This is a genomic window from Deinococcus arcticus (assembly GCF_003028415.1).
GTDB lineage: Bacteria > Deinococcota > Deinococci > Deinococcales > Deinococcaceae > Deinococcus > Deinococcus arcticus.
The window spans coordinates 1-17101 of record NZ_PYSV01000021.1 but is presented as its reverse complement, the minus strand read 5'-3'; the positions used below and the strand labels follow the sequence as shown (position 1 = coordinate 17101).

At 64.5% G+C, this 17101-nt stretch carries 18 protein-coding genes and 1 pseudogene; 11 read left to right on the top strand and 8 right to left on the bottom strand.

Going from position 1 to position 17101, the window contains the following annotated elements; translation table 11 throughout:
• Positions 1-162: 162 nt before the first annotated feature.
• Positions 163-795 carry a DUF305 domain-containing protein gene (locus C8263_RS16415; protein ID WP_058979647.1) on the bottom strand — a complete coding sequence of 211 codons (633 nt, stop codon included), beginning with the start codon at positions 793-795 and terminating at the stop codon, positions 163-165.
• A 69-nt stretch (positions 796-864) separates the two neighbouring features.
• On the opposite strand from C8263_RS16415, the gene C8263_RS16410 reads away from it, so the two are divergent.
• The 3 genes from C8263_RS16410 to C8263_RS16400 all read left to right on the top strand — a co-directional run bounded on the left by C8263_RS16410 (position 865) and on the right by C8263_RS16400 (position 3832).
• Complete coding sequence (locus C8263_RS16410) at positions 865-1983, top strand: sensor histidine kinase (protein WP_107139217.1); 1119 nt, start codon at positions 865-867, stop codon at positions 1981-1983.
• Positions 1984-2007: 24 nt separating this feature from the next.
• Entirely contained in the window at positions 2008-2796 is a 789-nt protein-coding gene (locus tag C8263_RS16405; protein WP_107139248.1) for a WD40/YVTN/BNR-like repeat-containing protein, read from the top strand.
• 136 nt (positions 2797-2932) lie between these two features.
• A complete protein-coding gene (locus C8263_RS16400; RefSeq protein WP_058979653.1) occupies positions 2933-3832 on the top strand; it encodes a prolipoprotein diacylglyceryl transferase in 900 nt (299 codons plus the stop codon).
• 135 nt (positions 3833-3967) lie between these two features.
• Here the strand turns inward: C8263_RS16400 and C8263_RS16395 are convergent, their stop codons facing one another.
• Entirely contained in the window at positions 3968-4657 is a 690-nt protein-coding gene (locus C8263_RS16395; RefSeq protein ID WP_107139216.1) for a response regulator transcription factor, read from the bottom strand.
• A 183-nt stretch (positions 4658-4840) separates the two neighbouring features.
• Here C8263_RS16395 and C8263_RS16390 point away from each other — a divergent pair, with 183 nt between their 5' ends.
• Positions 4841-5260, top strand: a complete 420-nt coding sequence (locus tag C8263_RS16390) for an SH3 domain-containing protein (RefSeq protein ID WP_107139215.1) — start codon at positions 4841-4843, stop codon at positions 5258-5260.
• Positions 5261-5429: 169 nt separating this feature from the next.
• On the opposite strand, the gene C8263_RS16385 is transcribed toward C8263_RS16390, so the two are convergent.
• Entirely contained in the window at positions 5430-5816 is a 387-nt protein-coding gene (locus C8263_RS16385) for a PH domain-containing protein (protein ID WP_107139214.1), read from the bottom strand.
• 5 nt (positions 5817-5821) lie between these two features.
• Positions 5822-6241: pseudogene (locus C8263_RS16380) on the bottom strand (IS5 family transposase); the annotation flags it as partial.
• Between the two features lie 200 nt (positions 6242-6441).
• Here C8263_RS16380 and C8263_RS16375 point away from each other — a divergent pair.
• Positions 6442-7305, top strand: coding sequence for a tyrosine-type recombinase/integrase (locus tag C8263_RS16375; RefSeq protein WP_107139213.1), 864 nt, complete (start codon positions 6442-6444; stop codon positions 7303-7305).
• Between the two features lie 225 nt (positions 7306-7530).
• Here C8263_RS16375 and C8263_RS16370 read toward each other — a convergent pair whose 3' ends face one another.
• Positions 7531-8133: a DUF1648 domain-containing protein gene (locus tag C8263_RS16370; protein WP_233218873.1), complete on the bottom strand. Its 603-nt coding sequence runs from the start codon at positions 8131-8133 to the stop codon at positions 7531-7533.
• Between the two features lie 64 nt (positions 8134-8197).
• The gene (nhaA, locus tag C8263_RS16365; RefSeq protein WP_107139212.1) at positions 8198-9481 is read right to left on the bottom strand and encodes a Na+/H+ antiporter NhaA; all 1284 of its coding nucleotides are present in this window, start codon (positions 9479-9481) and stop codon (positions 8198-8200) included.
• Positions 9482-9847: 366 nt separating this feature from the next.
• Here nhaA and C8263_RS19850 point away from each other — a divergent pair, with 366 nt between their 5' ends.
• The 3 genes from C8263_RS19850 to C8263_RS16355 are packed head-to-tail and all read left to right on the top strand — an operon-like array spanning position 9848 to position 12634.
• Complete coding sequence (locus tag C8263_RS19850) at positions 9848-9979, top strand: hypothetical protein (protein ID WP_269845146.1); 132 nt, start codon at positions 9848-9850, stop codon at positions 9977-9979.
• A 22-nt stretch (positions 9980-10001) separates the two neighbouring features.
• Positions 10002-11366, top strand: coding sequence for an ArsB/NhaD family transporter (locus tag C8263_RS16360; RefSeq protein WP_233218872.1), 1365 nt, complete (start codon positions 10002-10004; stop codon positions 11364-11366).
• A complete protein-coding gene (locus C8263_RS16355) occupies positions 11363-12634 on the top strand; it encodes a cation:proton antiporter (protein WP_107139211.1) in 1272 nt (423 codons plus the stop codon). The genes C8263_RS16360 and C8263_RS16355 overlap by 4 nt, the downstream gene beginning before the upstream one ends.
• A 186-nt stretch (positions 12635-12820) precedes the next feature.
• Here C8263_RS16355 and C8263_RS16350 read toward each other — a convergent pair whose 3' ends face one another.
• On the bottom strand, positions 12821-13411 hold the full coding sequence (locus C8263_RS16350; RefSeq protein WP_146160736.1) for a hypothetical protein: 591 nt from the start codon (positions 13409-13411) through the stop codon (positions 12821-12823).
• A gap of 75 nt (positions 13412-13486) precedes the next feature.
• Between C8263_RS16350 and C8263_RS16345 the strand changes: the two genes are divergently transcribed.
• Both C8263_RS16345 and C8263_RS19375 read left to right on the top strand, forming a co-directional pair.
• Entirely contained in the window at positions 13487-13852 is a 366-nt protein-coding gene (locus C8263_RS16345; RefSeq protein WP_107139209.1) for a hypothetical protein, read from the top strand.
• A complete protein-coding gene (locus C8263_RS19375) occupies positions 13849-14025 on the top strand; it encodes a hypothetical protein (protein ID WP_158263836.1) in 177 nt (58 codons plus the stop codon). Before C8263_RS16345 ends, C8263_RS19375 begins: the two co-directional genes overlap by 4 nt.
• 879 nt (positions 14026-14904) lie before the next feature.
• On the opposite strand, the gene C8263_RS16335 is transcribed toward C8263_RS19375, so the two are convergent.
• Positions 14905-15885 carry a cytochrome-c peroxidase gene (locus tag C8263_RS16335; protein WP_158263835.1) on the bottom strand — a complete coding sequence of 327 codons (981 nt, stop codon included), beginning with the start codon at positions 15883-15885 and terminating at the stop codon, positions 14905-14907.
• Positions 15886-16330: 445 nt separating this feature from the next.
• Between C8263_RS16335 and C8263_RS16330 the strand changes: the two genes are divergently transcribed.
• Positions 16331-17002 (top strand): IPT/TIG domain-containing protein, encoded by a 672-nt coding sequence (locus C8263_RS16330; RefSeq protein ID WP_146160735.1) that lies wholly within the window; start codon positions 16331-16333, stop codon positions 17000-17002.
• Positions 17003-17101 lie beyond the last annotated feature (99 nt).

Below are 17101 nucleotides of genomic sequence, written 5' to 3'. Positions count from 1 at the left end.
TTAAGGCGAACGTGGGGCCCGCACGCCGCCTGGGCCTCGCCAGCTTCACCCCATGTGGAAGGCACCCGCGCTGGGTGCCTTCGGCCGGTTCTTGTGGTGAGGTGTGGCCTGGACGCGGCGGATCTTATCCGCTGCTGGCCCCTCCGCCTGGGGCGCCGCGCCTTACAGGCCGCGCTTCTTGAGCCACGTGCGGTAGTCGAGCATTTCTTTCGCCTGCGCCGTGATGATGGTTTTGGCAAGGCTCAGCACACGGGCGTCCTGCCCCTGCTGCAAGGCGAGGTTGGCCATGTCGATGGCGGACGCATGGTGGGGCAGCATGCCCTGCACGAACGCCACATCCGGGGTCTTGGACTTCTTCACCATGTCGGCCATACCGCTCATGCTGCTTTTCATCTGGTTGGCCATGGCGGTGTTCACACCGCCCATGCTTTTGAGGAGGGTGTTCATCTGGGTAATCTCGCGGGTCTGATCCTTGATCACGGCGTTCGCCCAGGCTTTCACGGTGGCGTCCTTGCTCACCGGGAGCGCGGCCTTGGCCATATCCACCGCCATCTGGTGATGGGGCACCATCATGCTCAGGAACGCGCGGTCAAAGGCTTTTCCCTCGAGTTTGGTCAGGGCGCTCAGGTCCATTTTGTCCATCTTCATGGCGCTGGACGCGTTGCCCATGCCCGGCATATTGCTGTGGTCCATCCCGGCCATGCCCTGGGCAAGGGCCGCGCCGGTCAGCAGGGCTCCTGCCGTCAGGAGGGTGATCAGGCCAGCAGGTTTGGGAGTGCGTCGTGTGGTCGTCATACCTTCACCCTAGAGAAGACATGTAAAGTTCCTGTAAAGCCCGCCCCGCGCGGTAGGCTCAGGGGGCGTATGCGCCTGTTTCCCCGACTGCTGCTCAACCACCTGGCCGTGATGGCGGTGCTCAGCGTGGTGCTGCTGGTGGCCGCAGAACTGGCGGCGCATCCGTTCATTCAGCACCACGTCAACGAGATGGTGCAGCTGCTGGGGGACGCGGGGGCCGCCATGCGCGGTGACCTGAACGAGGGCATGCGCGCCACCCTGACCCGCGCGCTGTTCAGTGCCCTGCCGCCCGCGCTGCTGGTGGCGGCCGTGACCGCGTGGGTGGCCGCGCGCCGGGTGACGGCGTCGGTGCGCACCCTGCAGGCGGGCAGCGCCGCCCTGGCCCGGGGGGAGTACCGCCGCCGCCTGCCGGAAGGCGGGCAGGATGAACTGGCGGAGCTCGCGCACAGCTTCAACACCATGGCCAGCACCCTGGCCAGCGTGGAGCAGTCGCGGGTGGAACTGATCGGGAACGTCGCGCATGAGTTGCGCGCGCCGGTCGCGGCGGTGCGCGGGTACGTGGAGGCCGCGCAGGACGGCGTGATGGCGCATGACCAGGCCTTGAGCGCCATTCAACGGGAACTGGCGGGCCTGGAGCGCCTGGCGGGGGACCTGAGTCTGGTCAGCCGGGTGGAGGCCGGGCAGGTGGAGTTGACGCTGCAGGACGTGCTGGTGGCGGCGTTGCTCGCCCAGGTGCAGGACCGGTACGCGCTGGCGTTCGAGGACAAAGGCGTGACACTCCAGGTAGACGCAGGCCGGGCAGGACTGCAGGTGCGGGCGGATCCGGCGCGATCAGCGCAGATTCTCGCGAATCTGCTGAGCAACGCGCTGCGGCACACCGCGCCGGGCGGTGCGGTGCGGGTGGGCGCGCAGGACGCCGGCGGTGGGGTGCGCCTCGTGGTGCAGGACACCGGCACCGGCATCGCGCCCGAGCACCTGCACCGGGTGTTCGAGCGCTTCTTCCGGGCGGACGCGGCCCGCACGCGGGGGGAGGGCTGTGGCGTGGGCCTGACGGTCGCGCGGGGCCTGACGCGGGCGATGGGGGGCGAGTTGAGCGTAACCTCCACGCCCGGTGTGGGGAGCGTGTTTCAGGTGGAGTTGCCGGCCAGCAGGGACCGGCTGGACCCGCCCGCCTTTACAGAAACGTAACGTCCGACCCGTACGGTGGCCGGGATGAGACGGATGGTCGGCTGGGGGGTGGGGGCGGCGCTGGTGCTGGCGCTCGTGGGGTGTGGGCGGGCGCCGCAGGCGCAGACCTTGAGTGGGGACTTTCACGCGCTGCAGGTGCTGGGCAGCGGTACGGTGCTGTACGGGGAGCATGCGGGCGTGCGCCGCAGCGTGGACGGGGGGCGGACGTGGGCCGCGCCGGACGGGGCAGGCGACGCCATGGCGCTCGCCCGGGCCCGGGATGTCACGGTCCTGGCGGGGCATGAGGTCCTGAAGGTCAGCCGGGATGACGGCCAGACCTGGACGGATCAGGGGTTCGGGAACCTGCCGGGCCGGGACCTGCACGGGTTCGCGGTGGACCCGGGCCGGCCGGAGGTGTGGTACGCGAACGTGATGGGGCGGGGGCTGTTCCGCACGGCGGACGGAAAGGACTGGACGCATCTGTCGGACGCGACCGCTGGTGCGTCGGTGCTCGCGGCAGGCCCGCAGCCCGCGCTGTACGCGCTGGACGCCCAGGGTCTGCTGGTGTCGCCGGACGGCGTGACCTGGACCCGGCGCCCGGCCGCGCCGCGCGGCGTGCATCTGGATGTGCACCCGGACAGTGGGGTGCTGTTCCTGGCGGGGCCGGACGGCGCGTTCCGGTCCACCAATCAGGGGCGGACGTGGACGTCCCTCGCGTTGCCGGAAGGCGCGCGGCTCATCGCGGTGTCGCCTCAGAATGGGGATCAGTTGATCGCGGTGGGGCTCAGTGGCGCGGTGTACCGCTCGGCGAATGGTGGAGGCCGGTGGCAGTAAGGGAAGGGGGTGCACCGGGGTTCGTGCCTTGACCCCCGTCACGCCCTGACCTGCCGGACCGGCTCCATCACCTGTCTGACAGAAGCTTAACGAGCTTTGGTTACGGTAAGCAGCGTTCCAATCGTAAGGAGGACAGATGGATCCGGTGTTTGTGCAGATTGGCAATTTCACGATTGCCTGGTACGGCGTGCTGATCACGCTGGGGATTGTCGCGGGCGTGTGGCTGGGCACAAAGATGGCGCGGGAGCGTGGCCTGAACGTGGACCTGTTCAACGACATGATTCTGTGGATGATCGTCTGGGGCCTGGTGGGCGCCCGGCTGGTGTTTGTGGCCACCTCCTGGCACCAGTTCGAGAACATTCCCTTCCCCCGCGTGCTGCTGGACATCGTCAACCTGCGCCAGGGCGGCATTTCCATCCACGGCGGCCTGATTGGCGGCATTCTCGTCATGCTGTACTACGCGCGCCGCAAGGGCATGGACTTCTACCGCTACGCCGACCTGTGCGTCCCGGGCGTGGCCTTCGGCATCATCGGTGGGCGCATCGGCAACATCATGAACGGCACCGACACGGTGGGCCGCGTGACCGGTTGGCCCGTGGGCTTCCGCTGGCCGGACAGCGCCCGCGCCTTCCACGACGGCATGTGCATCAAGAATGCCAACCCTGACATGGACCTGTCGCAGTACTGCCAGCGCATTGGCGATCAGCTCGTCATGACCGCGCCGGTGCACTTCACCCAGCTGTACGGCGTGATTATCGGCATCATCCTGTCGGTCGCCGCCTTTTTCTGGCTGCGGTCGCGCATTCCCGGCTGGGCCTTCTGGCAGTTCTGGCTGTGGTACTCGATTCTGCGCGCCGGCTGGGAAGAAACCTTCCGCCTCAACCCCCTGTCGCCCAGGGCCTACCTGAACCAGGGCCTGGACGCCCCCGGCATCGGCTTCTTTACCGACACGCACCTGATCAGCATTCCCCTGATTCTGGTCAGCATCTGGATGCTGCTGCGGTTGAGAAGAAGGACAGCGGCCGTGCCGGTGTAGCGCCTGATCCGCAGTGCTCCCATGGCCATTCTGGTGGAACCGCGCCTCCCTGTTGAGCCTGGGCCCGCCTCGGAAGGTCCTGGGGGATGAGGGTGGTCCACCGCAGTGGAAGTGAGGTGGGCGGTCTCCAGATGGTCAGCCCGGTATGGCCCGGGGCGCGTCCTCATCGCGGAAGCGGTACCCGACGCCACGCACCGTCTCCAGAAAGCGGGGGGCGTCCGGGGGATCACCGAGTTTGCGGCGCAGGGCGGTGATGTGCACGTCCACCACGCGTTCGGTGCCCGGGAAGTCCGGGCCCCAGACGCGTTCGAGCAGGCGTTCGCGGGACCAGGCCATGCCGGGGTGCTGCGCCATGGTGCTGAGCAGGTCGAACTCCAGTTTCGAGAGTTCGACCCGCACGCCGGCCAGGTGGACGTCGCGGGCGCGCAGGTTGATGGTGAGGTCGCCCAGCGTGAGGGTGTGGTGCACGCCGGCGCGGCGCAGCAGGGCGCGGATGCGGGCGGTGACTTCGCGGGGGCTGAACGGTTTGACCACGTAGTCGTCCACGCCGCCGTCCAGGCCCAGCAGTTTGTCGTCCTCTTCCCCGCGGCCGGTAAGCATCAGGATGGGCAGGCTCAGCCCGGCGGCGCGGGCGCCCCGGGCGAGCTGCACGCCGGTCATGCCGGGCAGCATCCAGTCGAGCACGGCGAGGTCCGCGCGGGGCAGCAGGGCCCAGGCGTCCGGGCCGGTCTGCGCTTCGAGCACCGTGTGCCCTTCCGCCCGGAGGTACACGCGCAGGACCTCCAGGATGGCGGGGTCGTCATCGACAATCAGGACGGTGGGCATGACCGGCCTTCAGGGTGACAGGGTGAGGGGAGGGCGTGGTGAGGGAACAGGCGCAGGCTCAGGGGCGCTGGGTGTGCCGGGACAGCGGCCGGTGGGCGGCGAGGACCAGGGTGGTGCGTGCCCCCGGCAGGGGGGTGGTCATGTTGACCTGACGGCGGGCCACGGCGCTGGGTAGGCTGACCCATGACCCCAAACACCTGGTGGGCCACGCGGCACGTGGTCAGTTTCGCGGCCCTGTCGGTGCTGTTCCTGCTCGCGGCGCCGGCGCAGGCGCACCGGGACGGCTGTCACCGCTGGCACTCCTGCCCCAGTGACACTGGCTCGTACGTGTGCGGGGATCTGGGATACACCACGGAGTGCGGGGGGACGGCCGCGTCCGCAGCAGCGCCGCGAGCGGCCTCCGCGCCGCCGGTGGGTGAATCCAATGTGCGGTACACGACCACAGGCGTGAATTTGCGCGCTGGGCCCAGCGCGCAGACGCTGAAGCTGGCCACGCTGGCGAAAGGGGCGCGGGTCAGCCTGCTGGGCTGCGCGGCCAATTGGTGCCGGGTGACGTGGCGGGGTCAGACTGGGTACGTGGCCCAAGCGTACCTGCGGCGGTAAGGGACAAGTCGCGTCGGCCACCGGACTGGCCCCTTTTGTCTCGATCAGGCGTGAAGCGCTCGCTAAGACTGTGCGTGTTGAGGCCGCAGACTGAGACAATGTGGTTTCGATACGACTTCCGGTCAGTCCGGGTTCGGAGATGAATCTGCTGTAGAGTTCATCCGAAAATTTAAGGCAGACTCGACAAATCAGACCGGAATCGGTCTAGGAAGTTCGCCGGATTTTCCGGTGTGACATAGAAGGTGTCCCGACCATGAATCAGCAACAGGGCCTGCTGTGGGCGAGCGGTCGTGGCCAACGCATGCACCTCACTGCCATTCACAATGAATCGGCCGGTCACGGTACCTGGCGCCGCTGTCCCCCACATTCGTGCCCCCAGGGGTTGCGAGGTCAAGCAGGCAGTGGTCGAGGCATAGGGGAAGAGGTGTTTCCGAAACCCTGCCTGAACGTGAAGTGCGTCCGTCCCCCAATGATAGGTGACGCCTGCCTTCCGACTGACCAGGTAGAGCAGCGGGGGCAGGAGAAGGAGAATCAGCAAGGGAACGACCGCATCCATGGCCTTCAAGCTACCGTCTCCTTCGTCTGCAGGCGAAGGAGGATGACGATGCAGGCCAGCTGAACCATCCCCAAAAAGTTCTCTGCTTTAACTTCGTCCCGCGTGCGGACACGCCGGAAGCTCTGCAGCCAGGCGATGGTACGCTCCACCTTCCAGCGCCGCCGATAGCGGCGCAGCGGCCGACCATCCTGCGTCTTGCGGCGATTACGCCGATTCGGCGCGATCATTTCGATGCCGAGCACCGCCAGGTCCGCATCCAGGCCGTCACTGTCATAGGCCTTGTCCCCGATCAGGCGTTCGGGAAAATCCATTCCGAATGAGGCGTCCAACGTGTCCTGGACGAGCGTCACCTCGGCCGGACTGGCGCTACTGGTATGAACCGCGAGCGGCACGCCGCTCGCATCCACCATGATCATGATCTTAGAGGCTGTCTGGAAAGGGGAGAATCAGGGGGAAGCCGCGTTCTGCTGAGCAAAAGCGGCGAGTCTACGAATTCAACCGGCATGGGGTCCTGAGGTAAGTGCCGTTATCTCAGGAAACAGACGCTTCTCAGCAGGCGGATAGCTTCTTTCCCAGAGGTGGGGCATGGGGGAGTTTGAAACTTATCACAGGATGGAGGAATTCCATGGACGCGGCCCGTTTACAGACCTGTGCCACACGCTTCCTCGCTGAGCTTCAACGGAGCCCGCAGACGATCCGCGCGTACCGTGCAGATCTGAACCATCTTCAGACGTGGCTGGCCACCCATGAACAGGTCCTGGATGCCCAGAGTCTGGGTCAGTACCTCGCCGCTCACCCCACCTGGGCGGCCGCCACCCGCAGCCGGAAGCATACCACCTTCGAGCGGTTCGCTCACTGGGCCATGAGACATGAGCTGCTTGACCGTGATCCGACGCTGCATTTGGACCGTCCCCGCTTGCCATCTCCCCATCCCAAAGGCCTGCGACGTTCGGACATCGAGCGCATTTTTGCCGCTATTCCTGGAGTTCAGCGGCGCGACGCGCTGCTGTTTCGTCTGGTCTACGAGACAGGACTCCGCATCGGCGAAGCCCTGGGCCTGTACTTGAGCGATCTTGACTTGACCCCAGGAGACGAACACCTCACCGTGCTGGGGAAAGGGGAGCGCAAGCGTACCGTACTCCTGGACGACCCCAAGCTGGTGGGCACCTTGAAACGCTACCTGCGCAACCTGCCGTACACGCACGGTCCCCTGTTTCAGGCGACCCGCAATAGCCGGGGGGGCCCACTACGTTATCAGAGCGTGCAAGAACGCTGGCAGAGCTACGCCCAGCAGGCGGGGGTCGCCTGCACGTTGCATCAATTACGGCACAGCCACGCCACCGAGCTGGTCAATGGGGGCGTCAGCCTGGCGACCATCCGCAAGCGGCTGGGCCACCAGCACATTCAGACCACCCTGCGGTATGCCGAGATCAGTGATGGCATAGCAGACGACGAAGTGCGGCGCTGGCGGCGGCAGCAGCGGTCATAGACCGCTGCGAACACATTCGGCCAGTGGAATAGATGCGTGACCACCCTCGCTGTCCCTACGCTGCTGGACGCTGTCGCATGAATATAAGCATCACCTTCTAGGACAGAAAACGCGGGCAGGCCGGTGTTTATGAACCCATCAATCTCTCCGAACTGTCGTTCACCGCTGCGGCCGTGACGGTCAGTTGGTGGATCCCATCTCCTCATCAACGAGCATCCTGAGTCCTCAGGAGCCCTGTCTCCGAAGACGGTCACGCCGCGCACCCAGCACCACCAGGACGAGCATGGCAAGGGTTCCGGTCAGCAGCGTACCGGTGATCCATCCCCCTGCGGGAGCCAGCAGGCTGGCGAGGAGCACCAGGAGGCCGAGCCCCAACCATGCCTGGCCCAGACGGCGAAGAGTGGCCCGGCTCAGCTGTGGACCATTGAGCGCAGAGGGTTCCGAGGCGGCCAGGGCTGGCCCCATCAGCATGAACAGCAGCCCGAGGCTGCCCATCGTCACCCTGAAGCTGTCCCATCCGAAGGCCTGCGCGGCCACGTCCCCCAAGGCCATCAGCCCCAGACCCAGCACCACCGTGTTCAGCAGGGGCCGACTGGTGGCCTGGGCCTGGCCCGCCGCAAGCACGATCAGCGCCCCGAAGAGCAGAGCACCCGGCAAAAAGAACAGGGCTTCAGCTGGACTGCCCCAGCGGTCTGGCTGCCCCGCCGCGTTCCAGTGCACAGGAACACGGGCAGGTTGATGAGGGAGGGCCCACGCGGCCAGCGCAAGACTCGAAGCAAAAGGCAGAAAAAGGATCCAGTTGGGAAAGCGAGCAATCAGGGCGTGCAAGGACGGCTTGGACGGCGTCATACAGGATTCCTCCAGCGGAAGGGTGTGCTCATTAACACTCCGACTAAGCCTTGGACGGCGCTTGTGGGCGGGCTTGCCGGCTGATCCACCACAGCCAGCCCAGGCCAAGCACCGCTGCCAGGACCGAAGCCATCAGTACGCCCAACTTGGCCTGAGTCAGTAGCGCGCCTTCTTCGAACGCCAGATTCGACACGAACAGGCTCATGGTGAAGCCGATGCCCGCCAGTAAGCCGGCCCCGATCATGTGGCCCCAGGTCACGCGCCGCGGCAGTGAGGCCACGCCGAACCGGACGGCCAGCCATGCACCCCCCACCACCCCGAGCGGCTTGCCCAGCAGCAGACCCAGCATGATGCCAAACGACACGGTGCCTACCCCCCCAGCAACCACCGAAACCCCAGCATTGACCAGCGCAAACACGGGCAAGACCACAAAGGTCACGAAAGGATGAAGGGCATGCTCCAGACGGTGCAGTGGACTCTGAGCGCGCTCCAGCAGGTCCTCGAGATCCCGCAGCCGCGCGCCAACCTGCTCCCCACGCCCTGGTCGGGCGGCGGCCGTGAGCGATGAGAGATAGCCTGCCGGATCAGGTTTACGAATGGGCACAGCCAGGGCGAGCAGGACGCCCGCGATGGTGGCGTGCAGCCCAGAGCGAAGGACGAAGAACCACAGCAGCGCCCCCAGCACGCCGTACACTTTCAGGCTGCGCGCACCTCTCCAGCCGGCATACAGGGCGGCGCTCCAGGTCAGGGCCGCGAGACCAAGGAAAGCCAGGTCGAGATTCGACGTGTAGAACAGGGCAATCACGAGGACCGCGCCCAGGTCGTCCACGATGGCCAGGGCCGTCAGAAACACCTTGAGCCCGATGGGAATGCGTGACCCCAGGAGGGCCAGCACGCCAAGGGCGAAGGCGATATCGGTGGCCATGGGCACGCCCCAACCGCCCGCGCCGGGGCCACCTGCGTTGAGCAGCGCGTACATGAGGCCGGGCAGCAACATCCCCCCTGCTGCGGCGGCGCCAGCGAGGCTGGCCCGCCGGCGAGAGGACAGTTCGCCGATCAACAGTTCACGCTTGATTTCTAGACCGACAAGAAGGAAGAACACAGCCATCAAGCCGTCGTTGACCCAGTGCTGGACAGACAGATCCAAAGTGGCACTACCAAGCGTCAGGGCAAAGTGCAGGTGTTGAAAGGTGGCGTAAGCCTCACGCCAGGGTGAGTTGGCCCAGAGAAAGGCCAACAGAGCGGTGCAGATGAGCAGCAGGCCGGCAAAGGCCTCACTGTGAACGAACCGGGCAAAAGGCGTTTGGGGCGACGTGGGGGGGGACATGGAACCTCCTCGGCAAAACAAAAGGGAGGCCGCAATTGCGGACTCCACCAAGTCAACGTATGGCCGTTGGGACCTGCCGCAGTGGCGGCGGGTTATGTCCTCAAGGTACCAAAGAAAGAGGCCAACCTTCGTTCATCTGGCCCAAAGGTCAGGACCTGGCCGGTTGGAGCAGCGCTGATCCTAAGTTGCCCTGGACCAGAAGCCCTGATGCTGTCCGCCTCCTTGTTGGCCATGTCCTGTACACTGACGTGACAACCTTGTTTCTCGGAATCAGGTGCCGGCGACCATACGCCGAACTGGAGGAGTCTGCTACCGCAGGCTCCTCCGTTGTCGTTTCGCTCTCTCGCTCCTGCCTGGAGGTGCCACATGTCCCCTGACGAACCCGAGTCCGGAAAACCGCTGACCACAAGGGAAATTGCACTCCTCATCGGCAGCTTCGCACTTACCGCCCTGGGCGCCGGGCTGGTCGTTCTGCTGCTGACCCTCCTCTTCATCTGATCGCCTGTTCCCTGGATGGACCATGACTGACCCACATACCGCTGACCACCCTGCCCTGCTCGAGACTCTCGGCCTTTCGCTCAGCGACGGCACCATGACCATTCTCGCCATTGCCCTCTTTGTCGGCACGTACGCGCTGATTCTGATGGAGAAGTACGTCCACCGCACGGTGGCCGCCCTCCTGGGGGCCTGCGCTGTGATGGTCGTGGGCCTGCTATCTCCGGAACAGGCCTGGGGCAGCATCGACTTCAACACCATCTTTTTGCTGTTCGGCATGATGAATATCGTCAATGTGCTGAGCCGCAGCGGCTTTTTCGATCTGGTGGCCCGGCACGCCATGGTCTTCACCCGGGGCGAGCCGGTGCGGGTCCTCTGGACCTTCAGCGTGCTCACGGCTGTGTTCAGTGCCTTTCTCGACAACGTGACCACGGTGCTGTTCATGGCTCCAGTGGTCGTGACCGTGGTCACCCGCCTGGGCCTGAAGCCCATTCCTTATCTCATTGCCGTCATTCTGGCCAGCAATACCGGCGGCACCGCCACGCTGGTCGGTGATCCGCCCAATATCATCATCGGCTCCGTCGCGGGGAAGGGCTTCGGGGATTTCCTGACCAATGTGGCCCCCTACGCAGTCGTAGCAACGGTGGTCGGAATCGCCCTGATGCACCTGCTCATGCGCTGGCGTGGACACCTGAATGCCGAGGGGTCGGCCCATCGACTCCAGCAGATTCTGAGCGACAACACGCCCGTCAAGACCAATCCCAAGCTGATGAAGCAGGCGCTGGGGGTCTTTGGCTTGACACTTGTGCTGTTCATGGTGGGCCATCCCATCGGCCTGGAAGCCGGTCTGGTTGCCCTGACCACCAGCACGTTCCTGCTGCTGATCGCCGACCTGTCGCCAGTGGAGCTGTTTGAACAGGTCGAGTGGGCCACCCTGCTGTTCTTCATGGGGCTCTTCATCGTGGTGGGCGCTCTGGAGCATGTTGGTGTCTTTGAGCAGGTCGCGACGGCCCTGACGAACACCATTGATGGCAACATTGGCCTGGGCATCCTGCTGGTGGGTTTTTCCAGCGCCATCATCAGTGGTTTTGTCGACAACATTCCGTTCACCATCAGTATGGCGAGCGTCTTGCGGGAACTGGAGGGAACCCTCGGCCCCGCCATGGACCCGTTGTGGTGGGCCCTCTCGCTTGGGGCCTGCCTGGGCGGCAACCTGACTCTGATTGGGGCGTCGGCCAACATCGTGGTATCCGATATCGCGGCGCGTGAAGGGCATCCCCTCAGCTTCGGGCGGTTCATGAAGTACGCCACGCCGATTGCGCTGGTCACCACAACCCTGGCTCTGGGCCTGTATTACCTGGTGTTCATGCTCACGGGAGCTGGTCAATGAGCCTGCTGGACCTGTCCACCCTGCTGGTGTGTGTCACTGCCGGACTGGCCTTCGTCAACGCCCGGTTCCTCAAGCTCCCCGCCTCCATCGGCGTCACGGTAGGTGGGCTGTTGCTGAGCCTGATGCTGCTCGGACTGGTGGCGTTGCGTGTGCCGTTTGCCTTATCCGCTGTGGAGACGGTGCGGGGCATTGAATTTGACGACTTCGTCTTCCAGGGCGTGCTGTCGTTCCTGTTGTTCGCGGGGGCACTGGGCGTGAACTCACATGCCCTGTGGGGTCTGCGCGGGCCAGTGATGTCGTTCGCGCTCCTGTCCACCGCCCTGTCCATTGCCCTGGTGGGTGGAGCGCTGTACGGCCTGCTGGGGCTGTTCAACCTGGACGTTCCTTTGGTGTACTGCCTGCTGTTTGGTGCCCTGATTTCCCCCACCGACCCGGTGGCCGTCCTGGGCATGCTCAAGCAGGCCAAAGTGCCCAAACGCATTGAAACGCTGGTGGCGGGGGAAAGTCTGTTCAACGACGGGGTGGGCGTGGTGGCCTTTGCCGTCCTGGCAGGTATTGCGGCGGCAGGAAGTGGGCACGGACATGGCCCAGACCTGAACGCTGTTGGCGTCCTGGGGTTCTTTGCGCAGGAAGCGGTTGGCGGACTGGTGTTGGGCGGGGTTCTGGGCTACCTGGCGTACCTGACGCTGCGGGCGGTGAGTGACTTCGTGGTGGAGATGCTCGTCACCCTCGGCCTGGTGCTGGCCTGCACGGCCGTGGCGCTGCACCTGCATGTTTCGGCGCCCCTCGCCGCGGTGGCGGCGGGCCTGCTGGTGGGTTCCCTGACGGACCGGATGCCCACGGCCCTCTCCAGCCGGGAGAAGTTCGACAGCTTCTGGCACCTGATCGATGAGCTGCTCAACATCTTCCTCTTTGCCCTGCTGGCACTGGAACTGATGGTCGTGCGCTTTACCGCTCAGGCCCTGCTGCTGGGTATGCTGACCATTCCGCTGCTGCTGTTGATCCGGACCGTCAGTGTGCAGGTGCCGGTCTTTCTGCTGGGCAAGCGGCATGAATTCTCGCCGTACACCCGCCGACTGATGATTTGGGGTGGCCTGCGTGGGGCGATCAGTGTGGCGCTGGCCTTTACGGTGCCAGCCGGCCCAGTCCGTGATCTGTTCCTGGTGATGACCTATGTCGTGGTGGTCTTCAGCATCATCGTGCAGGGTTTAACCGTCGGCCGTCTGGCTGCGCGGGCGGGGAGACAGGAGCCACAAGCAGCGGCTTGAGGGCACATCAATCAGCCCGCATCAACGCTCGACTTCTTGGTCGAGCGTTGATCACATGCGCTTAGCGTCAGTCTCCGCTCCAACTCTAGTGCGACCCCTTGTACAAGCGCGAGGGACCGCACACCTGTTGTGATTCATGGCAGATTCTGATTGATGGGGCACAGGTGCGCGACCTCCCCAGTGGATTCAGCTCGGGGTAAGGGGCCGGTGCCACGCGGCATGCCGGTACGGGGGTGTAAAACCGCCCCAATCCGCGCCCCGGGGGATGGGCAGGCGCCGCTCCGCTTGAATGACTTCCAAGGTGTAGGGCACGCCCAGCGGTACGCGGCGCACCGACCAGCCACGCACACGGACGCGCCCAATGAAGGTGATGTGCCGCAGCAGCGTGCGCAGTTCGCCCTGATGACCGAGGCACAGGGCGTCAAGTTGCCCGGCCTCCTCCGCAATGAGCGGCGTGGTGGCCCAGAGGGGAAGGCAGGCTGGGTCGGGTTCAGCCAGCACGGGAAACGTCACGGTGTCCAGCAGCGCCAGTGGAAGCGGCACGACAGACGGCGCAGGCCGTGCCGGATCGAACGGCCAGAACTGGCGGTACTCACGCTGCACGGCCACTGCAAGCAGCTCATCCAGCGGCAGGCCGCGGCGGACAGGGGAGACGGTCCGGACCTGCACCAGGAGCGGCGTTTTGGGGAGGGTAAAGTACTGACCCCAGAGACGATCTGCGCCTGGAGGCAAGGGGTGAAGCGCCGGCACGGCCCGCGCTTGGCTGGGATTGGACATCCTGGTCATGCTGCGTGATAGGGCCTGCCAGGGGCAAGAGGGCCCGGCAAGTCTCGCGCCGTCAGACTGCGGCGCATGATGCTGCCCGACCGGCCGCCACCGTTGCCCGAGACGCTCCTGGACTGGCCTGCGCCGCAAGGTCAGAAGCACCAGCCGGCCCGCTGGCTGGAGAGCGCGGCGTCCTCCCGCGAGTTCTTCGAATCCGTGGTGGCAGAGAAAAGGGAAGACGCCCTGGCCAGCATCTGGAATGACGCGCCACGTGGTCCTGGTGCCCGGCTGACCCGGTGGTTCTGTCCTGGCGTGCCGATGCACGCCACCGGAGAGCAAACGCTGGGCCCCACTGGACGGACGCGACACCGCTTCCTGGTGCCGGCACGGGCAGCCCTGCTGGCGCTGGAGCGGGGCCTGGTCACGTGCCAGCACCAACCGGAGGAAGCATGACCGACTTGGATGATGCACACGAGGTTCATCCGCTGCTGGAGGGTGGGCCGTACGATTTTGAGGGGACGTGTATCGGGTGTGGCGGCAATTCCACGGCTCTGAACCGCTGGACGCTGTGCCGGTTCTGCACCACGAATCCAGACGCGCAGACCTACCCACCTGAGCCCGAGTGACCGCGACCAAGAAGAAAGGCGACCTCTCCGGGTCGCCTTTGATGTTGCACACGATACCCTGGTATGCACGTTCACGCCAGGACATGCAGCACAATTGCGTTCAGAAGTCCTCGACCTCGTTCTGGACGTCGTTTTCTTCCAGGGCAACATGGCACCGGGTTGTATCCACCGACGAGTGACCGAGAAAAAGACCCACCCGGGTGAAATCTATCGTGGCGCGGTATAGGCGAGTGCCCGAGTGTTTTCTGGCGGCGTGAAACCCGCGCCCGCCAGCACGAAGCGCGAGGCTCATGCGGTACTTGGCCTAGTGGTAGGACCAGTCGAAAAGCCGACCAGCGGCTTGGACCGGCGGGAGGCCGGCCAGGGCGGTGCGAACCCGTTTTCAAAGCGGAACCCGGCGCACCTTGCCACCCTTACCGTGCACCGTCAGCTGCGCACCCTGAATGTCAGAGATGTTCACGCTCAGGGCCTCATTCACCCGCAGGCCTGCATGGGCACAGAGGAGTAACAACGCCGCGAGTCAGACGTCGCAGTGCTTCAGCATCTCGTCGATCTCGCACATATAGGGCGGGGGTAGGTCCGGTGGCACGTGGGCATCCTCAAGGGGTTGCGCTTCCGTGGGGCCGGCTCACTGTAAGGCCCGGTACAGGGCGCTGCGCCACCGTCGAGGCCGACAGCGTGCCCGTTTTTCCGCGTCCTTGTGAGGGCCTCGTTTGCAGTTGGGCCACGTAGCGGCCGCCGTCTCGCCGCCCGGGGCACAGCAACTGCACGCCGTGATGCTGTGCCCAGGGCACGAATTCACGCATGAGCAGGAGGCACCTTTCTTTTTGGCGACAAGGGGGGAGTCAGAACCTCAGCAGACGTACGGCACCGCCAGGGCTAATTGCCTGAATTCAACGATTCAATGAAGCGAACAATCGCCTGGATCTCCTGGTCATCCAGCGTAATGGGCGCTCCGGTCTGGGCAGACCGGTAGGCGAGTTCCTGGCGAACCGCCGCGTCCAGGGTCTGTGTGCTGCCGTCGTGGAAGTAGGGTGCGGTTCGGGCCGCGTCCCGGAGACTGGGCGTCTTCATGGCGCCAATGTCGTGCTTGTCCTGCGTGACCAGGAAGCGGCCCAGCACTGCAAGCTCAGGCTGCTGCGTCACCACCTCGTCGAGGTCTGCAGGTTGAATCTGCCTGGCCTGTTTGAGACGTGCGGCCAGGTCAAGTGGGGCAATCACGGACAGTTGGTGCGTGTAGTGGTACTGCCCATCCGTGAAGGTGGCGTACCCCGCTTGGGTGGCATGGCAGGCGATACAGCCTGTCTTTTTGAAGAGCTCAAATCCTCTTTTTTGCTCGGGCGTTAATGCACCTGCCTGCCCGGCGTACATCATTCGGTCAAAGGCGCTGTTGCCCCGGGCGAGTGAGGTGATGAATGCCGTCAGCGCCGTTTTGACCTCCATCTCGTTGAGTGCTCGCTGCGCCACCCGTTGTACGGCAGGATCACTGTTCAGGGCTTCGATCGCCTGCGCCGTAGACGTCATGCCGTGCTCCCGGGCTGTCGTGAAGGGGTGCATGACCTGGTCTTCCAGTGTGGCCCGCCGACCATCCCACATGAGTGGCTGCGTCCATGCCGCGTTTTTGAGGCTCGGTGAATTCCGGGTGCCCAGAAGTCCCTGAACACCACGGGCCACTGGCCGGCCATCGGCGAACGCCTGCTGTGGATCGTGACAGGACGCGCAACTGATGCGGGCGTCTGCGCTGGCCGACGGCGAAAAGAAAATGGCCTGTCCGAGTTGAACCTGCGCCTGGCTAATGGGTCGCAACGGTGGTAAGCCCAATTGAGGCGCGTTGACTGTCACGAAGGGCGCGGTGATCACGCCTGTGAGCAGGAGCATTTGAGCTTTCATGCGGGTTGCTTACCGCGTGCCCTGCTGACCATGTGGAAAGCCTTAGATGCCGTGGTGACCAGGGGTCGTACTGCCTCATAGTTCTCATGCCCAGGAATGACTGACCGCTGAAGGGCAAGCGGGAGATGAGTCGGGGCCTTCCCACCATCCACCCACCTCTCCCTGTCGTGATTGTCATTCTCTGTCGCGTGAGGCCTCATACCTGACCAGTTACTGTACTACCTCCTTTTGGTTCTCGGGGCCGCATGTGCGGTAGCAGCATGAGGAGATCCTTAATAAAATTTCAGGGTTGTCCCTGAGCTTTGGCGCTGTACTTTGCCACTTTTCGCGGTGAGGAAAGCCTATCTGACCGGACACGCTGCTCCATGCCAGCCGCATCTCGCCCCTTCATCTCACGCCACTCAAGGAGGACAGTGTGGCTTACAAACCAACAGGTCGGTCATTCCGGCTGCTGGGCATTATGACGCTGTTTCTGGGGCTTGCCCAAGCACAGGTGACCTACACCTATGACACTCTGGGCCGGCTGATCTCTGTGACCGACCCTTCCGGTGCCACAGCGCGGTATCAGTACGACGCTGTGGGGAATATTCTCTCGATCACGCGCTATGGGGCTGGCCAACTCGCCATCTTTGATCTGACGCCGAAGAAGGAAATGGCCGGCCTGACCGTGACGCTTCAGGGCACTGGTTTCAGCGGGACGCCCAGTCAGAACATGGTGAAGTTCGGTGGGGTTCAGGGCACGGTCGAATCTGCCAGCCCGAATAGACTTGTGGTCAGAATTCCTGCTGGAGCAATCACGGGTGAGTTGACTGTCCAGGTGGGCACAACCACCGCTTCGGCAGGAGTGTTCACAGTGATTCCCCGCCAAGATGCGACGCTCTCCACGATGGCAGCCAAGCCAGGTGAGCTGATCACCCTGACCGCCGTCAATGCGACCTTCAGTGAGCCGGACCTGCAGGTTCGCTTTAACGGGGGCCAGCCTATCGCACCGGTCAGCGTGACGGAAACGACGCTGCAAGTGAAGGTGCCAGCTGCCTTTACGGACGGTCCAGTCACAATTAGACCTCTTGCGAAAGTCGTGAGCTAAGCTGGCAAGGTGGAGCGAGACCGTCTGACACGCACGCGGAAGATGAATCGCAAGCAGTTCCGTCGACGCACTGGGGTCTACCCGGAAACCTTCGCTGAG